This window comes from Longispora sp. NPDC051575 (genome assembly GCF_040681875.1).
GTDB lineage: Bacteria > Actinomycetota > Actinomycetes > Mycobacteriales > Micromonosporaceae > Longispora.
Genome location: NZ_JBFAZP010000008.1, coordinates 385,170 through 399,756, shown reverse-complemented (window position 1 = coordinate 399,756; position 14,587 = coordinate 385,170). Strand labels below are relative to the sequence as shown.

General features: G+C 71.8%; 13 protein-coding genes. 5 read left to right on the top strand and 8 right to left on the bottom strand.

From position 1 onward, the window contains the following. The first annotated feature begins 56 nt into the window (after nt 1-56). Complete coding sequence (locus tag AB0M43_RS25945) at nt 57-1,238, top strand: SGNH/GDSL hydrolase family protein (RefSeq protein WP_363728359.1); 1,182 nt, start codon at nt 57-59, stop codon at nt 1,236-1,238. Nucleotides 1,239-1,409: 171 nt separating this feature from the next. Here the strand turns inward: AB0M43_RS25945 and AB0M43_RS25940 are convergent, their stop codons facing one another. After that, on the bottom strand, nt 1,410-2,798 hold the full coding sequence (locus tag AB0M43_RS25940; protein ID WP_363728358.1) for a class II 3-deoxy-7-phosphoheptulonate synthase: 1,389 nt from the start codon (nt 2,796-2,798) through the stop codon (nt 1,410-1,412). A 105-nt stretch (nt 2,799-2,903) separates the two neighbouring features. Here AB0M43_RS25940 and AB0M43_RS25935 point away from each other — a divergent pair, with 105 nt between their 5' ends. Beyond that, nucleotides 2,904-3,260, top strand: a complete 357-nt coding sequence (locus tag AB0M43_RS25935; protein ID WP_363728357.1) for a hypothetical protein — start codon at nt 2,904-2,906, stop codon at nt 3,258-3,260. Here AB0M43_RS25935 and AB0M43_RS25930 read toward each other — a convergent pair. Further along, complete coding sequence (locus tag AB0M43_RS25930) at nt 3,229-4,680, bottom strand: glycosyltransferase family 39 protein (protein WP_363728356.1); 1,452 nt, start codon at nt 4,678-4,680, stop codon at nt 3,229-3,231. The two genes, AB0M43_RS25935 and AB0M43_RS25930, sit on opposite strands and share 32 nt — an antisense overlap. 162 nt (nt 4,681-4,842) lie before the next feature. Between AB0M43_RS25930 and AB0M43_RS25925 the strand changes: the two genes are divergently transcribed. Then, the gene (locus AB0M43_RS25925) at nt 4,843-5,559 is read left to right on the top strand and encodes a class I SAM-dependent methyltransferase (protein ID WP_363728355.1); all 717 of its coding nucleotides are present in this window, start codon (nt 4,843-4,845) and stop codon (nt 5,557-5,559) included. A 300-nt stretch (nt 5,560-5,859) separates the two neighbouring features. On the opposite strand, the gene AB0M43_RS25920 is transcribed toward AB0M43_RS25925, so the two are convergent. The 4 genes from AB0M43_RS25920 to AB0M43_RS25905 form a co-directional block, all read right to left on the bottom strand. Then, a complete protein-coding gene (locus tag AB0M43_RS25920) occupies nt 5,860-6,225 on the bottom strand; it encodes a hypothetical protein (RefSeq protein ID WP_363728354.1) in 366 nt (121 codons plus the stop codon). Nucleotides 6,226-6,470: 245 nt separating this feature from the next. Then, nucleotides 6,471-7,277 carry a pyrroline-5-carboxylate reductase gene (proC, locus tag AB0M43_RS25915; RefSeq protein ID WP_363728353.1) on the bottom strand — a complete coding sequence of 269 codons (807 nt, stop codon included), beginning with the start codon at nt 7,275-7,277 and terminating at the stop codon, nt 6,471-6,473. Nucleotides 7,278-7,340: 63 nt separating this feature from the next. Then, nucleotides 7,341-8,366: a 6-phosphofructokinase gene (locus tag AB0M43_RS25910; protein ID WP_363728352.1), complete on the bottom strand. Its 1,026-nt coding sequence runs from the start codon at nt 8,364-8,366 to the stop codon at nt 7,341-7,343. Between the two features lie 104 nt (nt 8,367-8,470). Beyond that, nucleotides 8,471-8,959 carry a polyadenylate-specific 3'-exoribonuclease AS gene (locus AB0M43_RS25905; RefSeq protein ID WP_363728351.1) on the bottom strand — a complete coding sequence of 163 codons (489 nt, stop codon included), beginning with the start codon at nt 8,957-8,959 and terminating at the stop codon, nt 8,471-8,473. 216 nt (nt 8,960-9,175) lie between these two features. On the opposite strand from AB0M43_RS25905, the gene AB0M43_RS25900 reads away from it, so the two are divergent. After that, nucleotides 9,176-9,868: a Crp/Fnr family transcriptional regulator gene (locus tag AB0M43_RS25900; protein ID WP_363728350.1), complete on the top strand. Its 693-nt coding sequence runs from the start codon at nt 9,176-9,178 to the stop codon at nt 9,866-9,868. A 116-nt stretch (nt 9,869-9,984) separates the two neighbouring features. Here the strand turns inward: AB0M43_RS25900 and AB0M43_RS25895 are convergent, their stop codons facing one another. Then, nucleotides 9,985-10,167: a hypothetical protein gene (locus AB0M43_RS25895; protein WP_363728349.1), complete on the bottom strand. Its 183-nt coding sequence runs from the start codon at nt 10,165-10,167 to the stop codon at nt 9,985-9,987. Between the two features lie 155 nt (nt 10,168-10,322). Here AB0M43_RS25895 and AB0M43_RS25890 point away from each other — a divergent pair, with 155 nt between their 5' ends. After that, a complete protein-coding gene (locus AB0M43_RS25890) occupies nt 10,323-13,850 on the top strand; it encodes an adenylate/guanylate cyclase domain-containing protein (protein ID WP_363728569.1) in 3,528 nt (1,175 codons plus the stop codon). On the opposite strand, the gene AB0M43_RS25885 is transcribed toward AB0M43_RS25890, so the two are convergent. Continuing rightward, nucleotides 13,822-14,508 carry a lysophospholipid acyltransferase family protein gene (locus AB0M43_RS25885; RefSeq protein WP_363728348.1) on the bottom strand — a complete coding sequence of 229 codons (687 nt, stop codon included), beginning with the start codon at nt 14,506-14,508 and terminating at the stop codon, nt 13,822-13,824. The genes AB0M43_RS25890 and AB0M43_RS25885 overlap by 29 nt on opposite strands. Between the last annotated feature and the right edge of the window lie 79 nt (nt 14,509-14,587).

The window sequence follows — 14,587 nt, the reverse complement described above, 5'->3', positions numbered from 1 at the left end:
TGATCAAGTCCGCAATACCGTAGAAAGCGGTCATACGACTATGGAAGGGGTACACATTGAGGATCCGGTTGGCCCTGCTACCGCTCGCCGCCCTGCTCCTGACACCCGGGATCGCCCTGGCCGCTCCCCCGGAGGCCGACGCCGGGAGCCTCCGGGGGACCGGCACCGGGGGCCCGCGCGCCACGCCCTCCGCCCCGCCCGCGCTGGACGCCGTCGTGGCGCTCGGCGACAGCCTCACCTCCGGGGAGGGCGCGGGGAACTACCACGACGGGGCCAACCCGGACTGCCACCGCTCGGCCGACGCCCAGCTCGCCGCCGCCCGGATCCCGGGGACCAACGTCGTCAACCTCGCCTGCTCGGGCGCGGAGACCGCCGACGTGCTGGTCCGGGGCCAGGGCGGGGAGAAGCCGCAGATCCAGGCGCTGCGGGAGGCGGCGGCCCAGTACCGGATCAGACTGGTACTGGTCACCGTCGGCGCCAACGACGTCGGCTTCACGGAGATCGTCACCGACTGCGCGGTCGGGTACGCGCTGTCCACCGCGAGCTGCAAGGACGAGTGGACGCCGAAGGTCACCGAACGGCTCACCGCCCTGCGGCCGCGCCTCGACTCCGTCCTCGCCCAAGTGCGCGGCGTGCTCACCGACACCGGGCAGTCCGACGCGCGGGTCGTGCTCCAGTCCTACCCGTCGCCGCTGACCGTGCACAACCGGTGGGACAGCCGGTTCTCCCGGGTGGTGCACGGCTGCCCGTTCCACGACGACGACGCGGCGTGGGGCCGGGGGACGTTCGTCCCGCTGCTCGCGGCCACGATGCGCGGGGCGGCGCAGACCGCCGGGGTGGACTTCCTCGACCTGACCGCCGCGATGGACGACCGGGAGGTGTGCTCGCCCGGGGACGAGCCGAAGTGGACGCGCGGGATCAGCATCCGGCTGAAGGAGGACGGGAGCCCGGAGTGGACCGGATTCCGGGGCGGGGAGCCGGACACGCGGGCCGGTGGGGCCTCGGGGTCCGGTCGGGCCGGGGGGCCGCGAGGATCGGGGCAGGTCGGGGAGGCGGGTGCTGTCGACGGGGATCCGGAAGGGGTCATCTCTCGGGAGTCGCTGCATCCGAACCAGCTCGGGCACGCGATGCTCGGGCAGTGCCTCGCCGGGTACTGGGCGCATCTGACCAGTGGGGTGTGTCATCGGCAGCCGGACGGGTTGCGGTTCCTGGCGGTGCCGATCACCGGGGCGCCTTAGGTGGGGAGGGCGGGCCCGGAGGGGCCGACCGGGGACAGCCCGGGCTCCAACCTTCAGAAGCCGGGCCGGGCGCCCCCGTAACCGTCTGATCGTGGTCTGGGTGTGTCCGTCGCACGGAAAAGGGTGCCGCGCCTCCCCGGGAGGAGGTGCGGCACCCCGTCGACAGGGGGGCTAGCCCCGGAGCATCTCCGTCACGAGGAAGGCGAGCTCCAGGGACTGCTGGGTGTTGAGGCGCGGGTCGCACGCCGTCTCGTAGCGGTCGGGCAGGTGCCGGTCCTCGATCGCCTGCGCGCCGCCCAGGCACTCGGTGACGTCCTCGCCGGTCAGCTCGACGTGCAGGCCACCCGGGTGGGTGCCGAGGCCGCGGTGCACCTCGAAGAAGCCGAGCACCTCGTCGACGATCCGGTCGAAGTGCCGGGTCTTGTACCCGTTGGACGCCTCGATCGTGTTCCCGTGCATCGGGTCGCACTGCCAGACGACCTTGTGGCCGGCCGCGTGCACCTTCTCCACGATCGCCGGCAGCGCGTCGCGGACCTTGCCGTTGCCCATCCGGGCGATCATCGTCAGCCGGCCCGGGATGTTGTCCGGGTTGAGCTTCTCGGCCAGCTCGATCGCCTCGTCCGGGGTGACGGCCGCGTCGATCTTCACGCCGATCGGGTTCACGATCCTGCTGATGTAGTCGAGGTGCGCGCCGTCGAGCTGGCGGGTCCGGTTGCCGATCCAGAGGAAGTGGCCGGACAGGCCGTACGCCTTGTCGTGCGACACCCGGGTGAGCGAGCGGTCGTACTCCAGGGCGAGGGCCTCGTGCGAGCAGTACAGCGTGACGGTGCGCAGGGCCTCGTCGTCGCGCAGCCCGCACGCCCGCATGAAGGCGAGCGCCCGGTCGATCTCGCGGGCGATGGCCTCGTAGCGCTCGCCGGCGGCGGAGGTCCGCACGAAGTCCTTGTTCCAGTCGTGCACCGCGTGCAGGTCGGCCAGGCCGCCGCCGAGGTAGGCGCGCAGCATGTTCATCGCCGACGACGCGTTCGCGTAGGCGCGGATCATGCGCTGCGGGTCGTTGACCCGGGCCTCCTCGGTCATCTCGAGGGAGTTGAGCATGTCCCCCCGGTACGACGGCAGGCCGAAGGCGTCCAGGGCGGCCGAGCGCGGCTTCGTGTACTGGCCGGCGACCCGGGCCACCTTGATCACCGGCATGCTCGCCCCGTAGGTGAGCACGACGGCCATCTGGAGCAGGGTGCGCGCGTTGGCCAGGATGTGCGACTCGGTGTTGTCCGCGAACGTCTCGGCGCAGTCGCCGCCCTGGAGCAGGAACGCCTTGCCCTCGCAGACGAGCGCGAGCCGCTCGCGGAGCTGGTCGACCTCGTACGGCGCGACGATCGGCGGCACGGTGGCCAGGACGCCTGCGACCTGCTCGACCACGGAATAGTCCGGCCAGGGCGGCATCTGCTCACGAGGGAGCTCCCGCCATCGGTCGATCCCGAGGGAGGCGGCCTCGGCGGTGTTCGCCGGGCGGGTGATCTGGAGGCCTGGGTTCCGGAACTGATGCCATTCCTGTTGCACGGGTCAACCTTAGTGCGCGCTCCGGGGTGGCACATCGTCGAGGTGGTCAGTCCCACTCGGCGGGAGCCCTGGAGCCGGGTTGATCGTTAAGGGATCGTGGAGACGATGGATATGCCCGATATTTCCCTTTACGACGTGCACAAGATCATCGAGGACGTCGATTTCGAGGGTACGCCCGTGCCCGGCCTGCGCGGCGCCTTCTACCGCCGCCCCGCCGGGGACCGCACCGAGTCCGTCGGCGTGTACAGCTACGCCGACGACGAACTGTTCATGGCCTGGGGGTACGTCGGCGAGGAGCACTGCCGGGCCGCCGCCGCCCGCCGGCCCGACGGCGCCTGGGACGCCGTCCGCACCGGCTGCCCGGACGTGCGGGTGCTGCGGACCGGCGACGAGGTGACCGGGCTGGCCGTGGGGCTCGCCGACGGGGGCGTCAGGAGCTGCGGACGTACAGCCCGACCGTGAAGGCGCGCTTCGCCCAGGCGCGCTCCAGCCGGTAGCCGTCGCGGAGCAGCCGTTCCTTGGCGCCCGACTCCTTGGCCGGGTCGGTCAGGTTCTTCAGCGGGTCGGCCAGCTTCTTGTCCTCGAACCGGACCACCCACACCCGGGGCGCGTCCGCCAGGCACCGGACCAGCTGGTCGTCGGGGCACTCCTCGGCGAGGAAGTTGTCCCCGGCCCGCTGCCCGACCAGCGCGAACGCGTCCCGGGGCCGCCGGTCGGCCGGCACGTACCGGGCCACCACGTCGCGGGCCTCCCACGGCACGACCGGCTCGTGCAGCGCGTACGCGACCGCGTCGCCCGGGCGGTACTCCGCCGCGATCAGCGCGCCCACCCCCCGGGTGTCGTGCTCGTGGCCGTCGGGCCAGCGGTAGAAGAGGTTGATGTTCGCGCCGAGCGCGGCGAGCGCCACGAGCCCGGCCACGATCGGGACCAGCTTCGCCCGGGCGAGGGTGATGCCGGCCGCCAGGACGAGGGCCGGCATGGTGAAGAGCAGGTAGCGGTACCAGAACAGCTCGTGGAACTGGGCCGCGACGAACAGCACGGCCGGCGGCACGACCAGCCAGGACAGCACCAGGACCGAGGACCGCCGCCGCGAGTACGCGAGCACCGCCAGCGCGACCAGGAAACCGCCCACCGCCGCCGCCGACGTCAGCTTCTCCGGCAGGGCGATCACGGTGCGCACGCTCGACTCGGGGATCCAGCTCACCTGGCCGGTCTGCCCGATCGACAGCGCGATCAGGGGCAGCACCGGCAGCACCCCGAGGGACGCCGCCAGGAACCAGCGCCAGAACACCGGCCGGCGGGCCCGCCACAGGAACAGCAGCGCCACGACGCCGTGCGCGGCCACGATCAGGATCGCCAGGATGTGCAGGAGACCCATCAGGGCGACGGTGACGGCGTACCCGATGAGCAGTCTCTTCGACGGACGGCGCAGGATCCGGTCCATCAGCAGGGTGGCCACCACCGCGCCGAGGATGACGAACGGGTAGACCCGGGCCTCCTGGGCGTACCGCGACGCGGCCGGGACCAGGGTGAACGCCAGCCCGGCGACCAGCCCCGCCCGGTAGGACACGAGCCGGCGGCCCAGCACCGCCAGCAGCCCGGCCGCCGCCGCCATGGCCAGCACCGACGGGAACCGGAGCGCGAACTCCGAGTCCCCCGCGACCCTGATCCACAGGTTCATGGCGAGGTAGTACAGCCCGTCGACCGCGTCGACCTCGCCCAGCATCCGGAGCATGTCGCCCAGGGGCATCCGGGCGGCGCCCCAGGTCGCCAGCTCGTCGGCCCACATCCCGGGCCGGCCCAGCCGCCAGACGCCCAGCGCGAACATCACCAGGGCCGGGGCCGACCACACGGGAACCCGGAGACGCGAGGTTGGGAGCACGAGCCAGTAAACCATTTGCGTGATCGACGACCGGCGCTCACCACCGTGCCACCCATGTCACACGGCTCACAGGGTGCTCGGTAGCATCGGGTAAGGTGCCCGGAGCGGTCCCCACACTCTTGACCGCACAAAATCGGGCAAACAAGTGAGGGAAGTACTGAAATGACCGATCTTGGTGGAGACCAGCAGGTCCAGGAGGAGGTCCTCGAGGGCCTCGCCGAGGCCGTCAACCATCGCAAGTGGTTCTCCTCCATGGCGTTCCCCTACCTGGGGGACGATCCGATCGAGGTCGGCAGCGGTTTCGGGGACTACGCGCTGGAGTGGGCACCGCGGGTCCGCCGCTTCACCTGCACCGAGGCCGAGCCCAACCGCCTCCGCGAGCTCGCCGAGCGGATGGCCGTCGAGGCCCCCAACGTCGAGGTCCGCCAGCTCCTCCTCCCCACCACGGAGATCGGCCAGCACACCGGCCTGGTCACGTACAACGTCCTCGAGCACATCGAGGACCACGTGGGCGCGCTGCGCAGCATGGCCGGCCTGCTCAAGCCCGGCTCCGCGATCGTGGTCGTGGTCCCCGCGTTCATGATCGCGATGAGCAAGGTGGACATCGCCACCGGCCACGTCCGGCGCTACACCAAGAAGTCGATGCGCGCGGCGATGGAGGAGGCCGGCCTGGAGATCGAGGTGCTCAAGTACGCGAACATCCTCGGCTTCTTCGGCTACTTCGTCTCCGCCAAGCTGCTCGGCCAGGCCCCCAAGCCCGGCCCGGTCGTGCGGATCTACGACAAGTTCGTGCTCCCGGTCACCCGCGCGTGGGAGAGCGTCTTCGGCGCGCCGTTCGGGCAGTCCGTGATCTGCGTGGCCCGTACCCCGAAGAAGTAGTCAGACCCGGCACGGCACCGGCCGGCGGCACCCTGTTGTGGGGGTGCCGCCGGCCGGTGCCATTTCCGCGGGTCGGTGCGTGGGTGTGCGCCCGGCCGCAGAACCGGGTGCGCGGGGCGGTCCGGCCGGGACACGCCGGTCCGGCCGGTGGAGCCCCGCACGGCGGAGGGACGGCCGCAGCCCCTCCGGTCGGTGGACGTGGCGGGCCGCCCCGACCGGCGGGTGGAGCCGCCGGGCCGGGCGGGCGCGTGGTGCCGCCGGCCGGCCGCGCTCTCGCAGACCGACCGACAGCAGGTCAGATCACTCGGTGACGGGCGCGAACCGCTCCGACCGGACGGACCGGCGGGTGAGGCGGAGCGCCGAACCGGTGAGCACGAGCGCGCCGACGAGGGCCGCGCCGTGCAACCACGGGTTGAGGATGGGCACGAACGCCACGACCCCGACCGGGATCTGGACCATCGCGACGAGCGCGATCAGCAGGGCCTTGCGGTTGCCGCCCCACAGGTACGCCGTCCACAGTGGCGAGGAGACCACCGCCAGGGTGAGGACGTCCAGCAGGGTGTGCAGGTAGACGTTGTGCACCCGGTCGTGGGCGAACGCCGACGCCGGACTGGAGATCAGCAGGACCCCGATGGTGGTGCCCAGGGCCAGGAGTACTCGCCGCATGGGGTGCCCCCTTTCGACTACGAGTTGTGATCACCCTACGGCGTTGCGTAGTCACGGGGAACCCGGGCGGACGTGAGTGAATATCCACGAACGCTAATTTCCTCTGGTACGGGGCTCGCGGACGGTCGGTCTGGCGTCGGCCGCGCCAGGGAGGTCGGAGCGGCGCGCGGCCGGGCCACCGTGCTCGGGGAGCGGCGCGCGACCGGGCCACGGTGCTCGGGGCGGCGCGCGGCCGGCCCCCGGGGCTACTCCGCCGCCGAGGCGATCTCCCGCGCCCGGTCCCGCGCCGCCTCCAGGGCCGCGAGCAGCGCCGCGCGCACCCCGTGGTTCTCCAGCTCGCGGATCGCGCTGATCGTCGTCCCCGCCGGGGAGGTCACGGCCTCGCGCAGCGTCACCGGGTGCTCCCCCGAGTCGCGGAGCATCACGGCCGAGCCGATCGCGGTCTGCACGATCAGGTCGCGGGCCACCTGGCGGGGCAGCCCGAGGAGGATGCCCGCGTCGATCATGGCCTCGACCAGGAAGTAGAAGTACGCCGGGCCGGAACCGGACAGGGCCGTCACCGCGTCCTGCTGGGACTCCGGGACCCGGATCGTCTTGCCCAGCGGCTTGAACAGCTCCTCGGTGAGGGTCATGTGCGCGGGCAGCGCGTGCGCCCCGGCGGAGAGGGCCGTCATCGCCTCGTCGACCAGGGCCGGCGTGTTGGTCATGACCCGCACGACCGGGGTGCCCGGCTGGAGACGCCGCTCGAAGAAGGAGGTCGGCAGGCCCGCGCACAGGGAGACGACCAGCTTGTCGGCGGGGATCTTGCCGCCGAGCTCCTCCAGGAGTACCCCCGCGTCCTGGGGTTTGACCGCGATCGCCACGACCGCGGCCTCGTCGATCGCCGCCAGGTTGTCCAGCACCCGGATGCCGAGCCGGTCCCGCAGGTCCTGGGCCCGCTCGGGGCGGCGGGCGGTGGCGATCAGGCGGCTCGCCGGCCAGCCGGCCTTGACCAGGCCCGTCAGCAGCACCTCGCCGATCTTGCCCGCTCCGATGACGGCAACGGTGTCCACGCTCGTGTTCCTCTCCCAGAGCTGACCGGGAGCCCTCGCCGGGCCCCCGGTCACCAACGATTCCTACCCGAAGAAGACCTCGGCCTCGGCCAGCCGCGCCGCCGGCACGGTCTTCAGCTCGCGGGTCGCCTCCTCCAACGGGACGCGGACGATGTCCGTGCCGCGCAGCGCGACCATCTTCCCGAAGTCGCCCTCGTGCACCGCGTCGATCGCGTGCAGCCCGAACCGGGTCGCGAGCACCCGGTCGAACGCGGTCGGCGTGCCGCCGCGCTGGATGTGGCCGAGGACGACCGCGCGGGCCTCCTTGCCGGTGCGCTTCTCGATCTGGTCGGCGAGCCACTGGCCCACCCCACCCAGCCGGACGTGCCCGAACGCGTCGAGCTGACCACCCTGGGTGACCAGGTCGCCGTCGGACGGCATCGCGCCCTCGGAGACGACCACGATCGGGCTGTACCGGGTCTGGAACCGGGTCTCGATGTACTCGACGACCTTGTCCAGGTCGAACTTCTGCTCGGGCAGCAGGATCACGTTCGCGCCGCCGGCGAGGCCGGAGTGCAGGGCGATCCAGCCGGCGTGCCGGCCCATCACCTCGACGACGACGGTGCGGTGGTGGCTCTCGGCCGTGGTGTGCAGCCGGTCGATGGCCTCCATCGCGATGTTCACGGCGGTGTCGAACCCGAACGTGTAGTCGGTGGCGCCCAGGTCGTTGTCGATCGTCTTCGGCACGCCGACGACGGGCACGCCCAGCTCGGTCAGCTTCGACGCGACGCCCAGGGTGTCCTCGCCGCCGATCGCGATCAGCGCGTCGATGCCACCCTCGGCCAGGTTGGCCTTGATCCGCTCGACGCCGCCCTCGATCTTGAACGGGTTGGTCCGCGAGGAGCCGAGGATCGTCCCGCCGCGCGGCAGGATGCCCCGGACCTCCGGGATCCCCAGCGGGCGGGTGTCGCCCTCCAGCGGGCCCCGCCAGCCGTCCCGGAACCCGACGAACTCGTGGCCGTAGTCCGTGACGCCCTTGCGCACCACGGCGCGGATCACCGCGTTCAGGCCGGGGCAGTCTCCGCCGCCGGTCAGCACACCGATACGCATAGCTGTGGATCCCTTCGTTGGATCGCGTGAAAAAGGTGCGAACCACCTAGGAACGAGCGGCGCCGTTGCCGGCCGCGGGGCCGCGATTCCCACTGTAGTCGCAGTCAGTGACGGATGGCGTTCCACCGCGCCAGGTTGTGCCGGGCGTCGGCGAGCGCGTCGTGCTGGTCCGGAGGGGCCGCCGGCAGGTGCGGTTTGCCCGCGTCATCCCAGGCCTGGCGCAGCTCCTTGGTGAACCGCGGGATGATCCGCGGCAGGGCCGGCATGGCCCCCCAGAGCTGGGCGAGGACGACGTGGTCGTAGGCGGCGTACCAGGCCCACAGCTCCAGTTCGTCGCCCGGGGCGAGCGGCTCGGTGAGGAACGCCAGCAGGTCCTCGCGGATCCGCTCCCGGCTCCGCCACGCCTTGTCGGACGGGGACGGCAGCTTGTCGAGGACGTTGCGGCGCACCCAGGGCACGGCCTTCGAGTCGTCGAACTGGGTCGACACGGCGTAGAACTCACGGCCGTGTTCGTCCACCACCCCGATGGAGACGAGGTCGACTATGCGGCCGTCCTCAATGAATTCGCAGTCGTAGAAATAACGGTAGATCACCCCGACAGGGTACGCACCCCGCGCGCGACCCCCCGGTGACCTGGGCGGACTCGCCCCGACGAGTATCGTGGAACGCTCACTTGCACCGCTGGATCGGTTTTGTACCCGAACGGTGCCCTGTCGGGAGACCGATATGGGGGATGTACATAGCGCGACAACCGTGCATGATCTGTGGTGTTCGGTTGCATGAGAAGTAAACCGGGGAGGAGTACTACCGTGGAGGCTCGCCTTCCGGATCCCACCGACGCGCTCACCGGCGTGGAGTTGTTCGCTGGGCTGGAGCCAGAGGCGCGGGAGCGTGTGCTCGCCGCCGCCGTGCCCCGCACGTACCGCAAGGGGCAGTTGCTCTTCGTCGAGAACGATCCCGGCGAGTCCCTGATCGTGCTCAAGCGCGGCGCGGTGGCGGTCTTCCGCACGGCGCCGACCGGCGAGCGCGCGGTGCTGCACGTGGCCCGCCCGCCCGGTGTCATCGGTGAGATCGCGCTGCTCGACGGCGCGGCCCGTTCGGCGTCCGCCGAGGCCATCGAGGACTGCGTGGCCCTCGCCCTGTCGCGGGGCGCGTTCCTCGAGCTGGTGCACGCCAACCCGCGGATCCTGGACCCGGTGCTGCGCGCGCTGGGCGCCTACATCCGCCGGCTCACCGAGCAGAACGCCGACCACGTGTTCCTCGACCTGCCGGGCCGGGTCGCCAAGACGCTGGTCCGCCTGGCCGGGGAGACACCGGCGACGATGGTGACGATCGAGCTCAACCAGAGCCAGCTGGCCGAGATGGCGGGCGGTTCCCGGCAGAGCGTGAACCAGGCGATCGGTTCCTTCGCGAACCGGGGCTGGCTGCGCACCGAGGGCCGCCGGATCGTGCTGACCGACATCCTGTCGCTGCGGCGACGCGCGGGGATGCCGGACCGGTAGCGACAGGTTCGCCGCGGCTGTCAAGTGTGACGTTTTCAGATGGCGCACAGAATCTCCGACGAAAATATGGCGGGACCTGGATCAGCAGGCCCCGCCATCGTCGTGCGCGTCGCGGCCTACGTGGGGCCGACCCAACCGTCGGTCTTCTTCGGGTCCTTCACGGTCGGGCCGACCCAGTCGCACACGCCCTGGGCAGCCAACTGGCTCGCCGTGAGGTCGTCGACCGCGAGAACCTCGCCGGCGTGGTGCACGGTCCCCTTCGGGTCCGTCCAGTCCTGGGTCAGCGTTACCTGAGCCATATCCCTCCCCCTCCTATAAGAATTTGCCGCGCTGACTGTAGGCACAAACACTTGACAGGCGCATGCCCAGTGTCGGTATCCGAACAGCCCATTCCGTTCATGGTGGACTTCCCGGCATACTCGGCGTCGGCCGATGATCTACAGGGGGTAGGGGCATCTCCAGTCGAAGCTGCACACAGTGTGGCCGCCCGGGCGCGGACGACGATAAGTTCTGCGGCGGTTGCGGCAAGTCCCTGTCCCTGGATTGCGCCAATTGTGGACGCACCCTCAAGCCTGACGCGCAGTTCTGCACCGGCTGCGGCACGCCCGCCGGGGACGGCGACGCGCCCGGCCAGCAGACCGCCCACGAGGACCGCCGCCGGGTGAGTGTCCTGTTCGTGGACCTGATCGACTCGACGCCGTACGCGGAGCGGGTGGACCCCGAGCAGGTCCGGGCGATGCAGCACAAGTTCTTCGGTACGGCCCGCCGCGTGATCCGCCAGCACGGCGGCGTGGTGGAGAAGTACATCGGGGACGCGGTGATGGCGCTGTTCGGCGCGCCCGTGGCCACGGAGACCGACCCGTTGCGGTGTGTGCGCGCGGGTCTGGAGTTGCAGCGGGCGCTGATCCACGAGGCGCCGGACGCGGGGCTGCGGTTCCGGGTCGGGATCGTGACGGGCGAGGCCCTGGTGGACGTGGCGGCGGCCCGGGACGGCGGTCAGGCCATCGTGGCCGGTGACGTCGTGAACACCGCCGCCCGGTTGCAGACCTCCGCGCCGCCCGGCGGGGTGCTGGTGTGCGGGGTGACGTACGCGGCGACCCGGGACGCGGTGCGCTACGCCGAGCAGGCGCCGCTGAACCTGCGCGGCCGTTCGGTGGCCACCGAGGTGTGGCTGGCCGAGGCCCCGGTGCGCCGCCGGCCGCCGGAGGAGTTCGACCACACGCCGCTGATCGACCGCGAGCACGAGCTGAGCCTGCTGACCAACGCCCTGCACCGCGCCGTCTCGGAGCGGACCCCGCAGCTGGTGACCGTGCTCGGCCGGGCCGGGATCGGCAAGAGCCGGCTGGTCCGCGAGCTGTACACGCACACCCAGCGGATCCTGGACGCGCCGGTGGCCTGGCGGACCGGGTACTGCCCGCCGTTCGGCGAGGACGTCACGTACATGGCGCTCTCCGACATCGTCAAGGCGCACGCCGGGATCCTGGACACCGACGGGGCGGAGACGGCCCGGCACCGGTTGACCATCGCGCTGCGCGAGTCCGGGGCCGAGAGCGATGGGCGGCTCGCCGACGCGCTCGCGCCGCTGGTCGGGCTGTCGGGGTCGAAGCTGTCGGCGGAGGACGCGAGTTCGCTGTGGCGGCGCTACCTGCGGTCCATGGCCGCGCAGCGCCCGACGGTGCTGCTGTTCGAGGACATCCACCTCGCCGACCCGGCGCTGCTCAACTTCATCGAGCTGCTGGTCGGCGGCGCGCGGGACCTGCCGCTGCTCGTGCTGTGCACCGCCCGGCAGGAACTGCTCGAACGCGAGCCGTCCTGGGCCGGGGCCGTGGCCGGCTCGCTGACCATCGCGCTGCCGCCGATGCGCGACACCGACATCGCCGCCATGTACGCGCAGATGTTCGGGCAGGCCGCGTTCCCGGCGGAGATGCTCGCGCCGCTGGTGGAGTTCGCCGGCGGCAACCCGCTGTACGCGCACGAGTACGCCCGGATGCTGATCGAGCGGGGCACCCTGCGCCGGGGCGAGCGGAGCTGGTCGCTGCGGGGCGACGACGACCTGCCGATGCCCGACAGCGTGCACGCCGTGATCGCCAACCGGATCGACCTGCTCGAAGCCTCCGACCGCACGGTTCTTCAGGCCGCCGCCGTCGTGGGCGCGACGTTCTGGCCGGGCGCGGTGGCCGCCGCCGTGGGCCGGTCCGTGGAGACCGTGGAGAAGGCCCTGCGCCGCCTGGAGCAGCGCGACCTGATCAGCGAGCAGCACGAGTCCACGATGGCCGGCCAGGCGGAGTACCGGTTCCGGCACGTCCTGGTCCGCGAGGTCTGCTACCAGCGCCTGCCGCGCACCGAACGCATCGCCCGGCACGAGCGCACCGCCACCTGGCTGACCGGGGTGTCAGCTAGTCGTGCGGACGATCTGGCCGAGGTGACCGCCCGGCACCGGGCGGCGGCGTACGAGATCGCGCTGTCGTTGGGCCTGGAGCCCGAGCGGTACGCCCGCGCGGCCCGTCAGGCCCTGCACGCCGCCGCCCGCAAGGCCTACCGGCTCTACGCCCTCGACCGGGCCGCCACCTACGCCGAGCGGGCCATGCAGCTGTGCCCGGAGGACGAGCCCGACCTGGCCACCGGCCGGCTCCAGCTCGAACTCCTCGTCACGGAGCTGGCCTACTACCGCGACCGGGACTCGTTCCTGCGCAGCGGCGGGGTCGAGCAGCTCGCCGCCCTGGGTGAGCGCCTGCACGCCATCGGCGACATCGCCGGGGCCGCCCAGGCCGCCACCCTGTCCGGGACGGTGGCCATCATGACCGCCGACCGCACCGCCGCCCTGGGCTGGCTGGAACGCTCGGTGGAACTGTTCACCCAGCTCCCGGACTCCGCCGAGAAGGCGACCGCGTTCACGGAGCTGTCCCGGGCGCACATGCTCAACTACGAGCACGACCCGGCCGCCAACGCCGCCGCCGCCGCGCTCGACATCGCCGACCGGCTCAACCTGGTCGAGGTCCGCGCCTCCGCGATGATCACGATGGGCGTGACCCGGGTGCTCGCCGGCGACCCGACCGGCCGGCAGGACCTCGACGACGCGCTCGCCTACTGCCGGGGCCGCGAGCTGCCGGCCGTCAAGCGGGTCGCGATCAACATCGCCTGGGCCATGCAGGAGGACGGCGACATGGCCGGCTCTCGCCCCCTGATCGAGCAGTACCAGAGCGGGAACGTCGGCAGCGGGCACGCCACGGTCGCCGACTTCTCCGAGGAGGCGATGTGGAGCTTCTTCGCCGGGGACTGGCCCCGGCTGCTCACCGCCGCCGACGCCTACCTCGACACCCCCAGCGGGGAGTGGGACCTGCAGAACCGGTCCATCCGGGCCTGGGTCCGCGAGCTGTGCGGCATCCCGACGACCGGTGACGCCGACGGCGGCGAGGACGAGATCTCCCGGGCGATCGGCACGGCCCGGCGGACCGGGTTCCACCGTCCCCTGTGGGCCACCGTCAGCCACGGCGCGTTCTGCCGGGCGTTGCAGGGCCGCCACGACGAGACCAACGAGCTGATCGGCGAGCTGATCGACGACTGGCTGCCCACCCGGATCATCGCCAGCCGCGAGTGGGTGGCCGCCGCCGCGTTCGCCGCCGCCCTCGCCGGCCCCGCCACCGCCGACCGGCTGCACAAGGTCCTGGAGGCCTCGCCCCGGCGCACCCCGTGGGTCGAGGCGGCCCTCGCCGTCACCTCCGCCGGGATGACCGGCGGGGACCACCGCCAGGCCGGCTCGCTGTACGTCAGGGCGGCGGAACTCTACCGCCAGATCGGGGACGCCACCGACCAGGCGCTCGCGACGGCCCTGGCCGCCCGCGCGTACGAGACCGCCGGCGATCCGGCCGCCCAGGGCCCGCGCGCCGAGACCCGGGCGTTCGCGGCCCGCAACTCCGCGCCCGGACTCACCACGATCGGCCTGACCGCGACGGTCACACCGCTACGGGCGGCTGGTTCTTGAGCTTGGCGGCGTAGACGTCCACGTACTCCTGGCCGGAGAGTTCCATCAGCTCGTACATCACCTCGTCGGTGATCGAGCGCTCCACGAACCGGTCGCCGACGAAGCCGTCGTACCGGGAGAAGTCCAGGGGTTTGCCGATCTTGATCTCGACCCGCATGATCCGGGGCCAGATCCGGCCGGGGGGCTGCACGAGGTGCGTGTTCACCATGGCGCACGGGACGACGGGCGCGCCGGTCTCCAGGGCGAGCCGGGCGACGCCGGTCTTGCCACGGTAGAGCCGGCCGTCCGGGGAGCGGGTGCCCTCCGGGTAGATGCCGAACAGGTGGCCGTCGCGGAGCACCCGCGCGCCGGTCTCCAGGGCCCCGGCACCCGCGCCGCCGCCGCTGCGGTCGACGGGGATCTGGCCGGTACCGCCGAAGAAGATCCGGTTGATCCAGCCCTTGACGCCCTTGCCGTTGAAGTACTCCGCCTTGGCGACGAACGTGATCCGGCGCTTCACGACGAGCGGCAGGAAGATCGAGTCGGAGAACGACAGGTGGTTGCTCGCCAGGATCGCGGCACCGGACTCGGGAATGTTCTCCAGACCCTCGACCTTGGGCCTGAAGAACAGCCAGAGCCAGGGACCGATCACGAGGTGTTTGAGCACCCAGTAGAGCACATCATCCTCCGCACGATCGGTGACTGGTGACCATTCAACCCCATGAACCCGCCCCGGTGTTGTGACCCGGGGGCGGAAA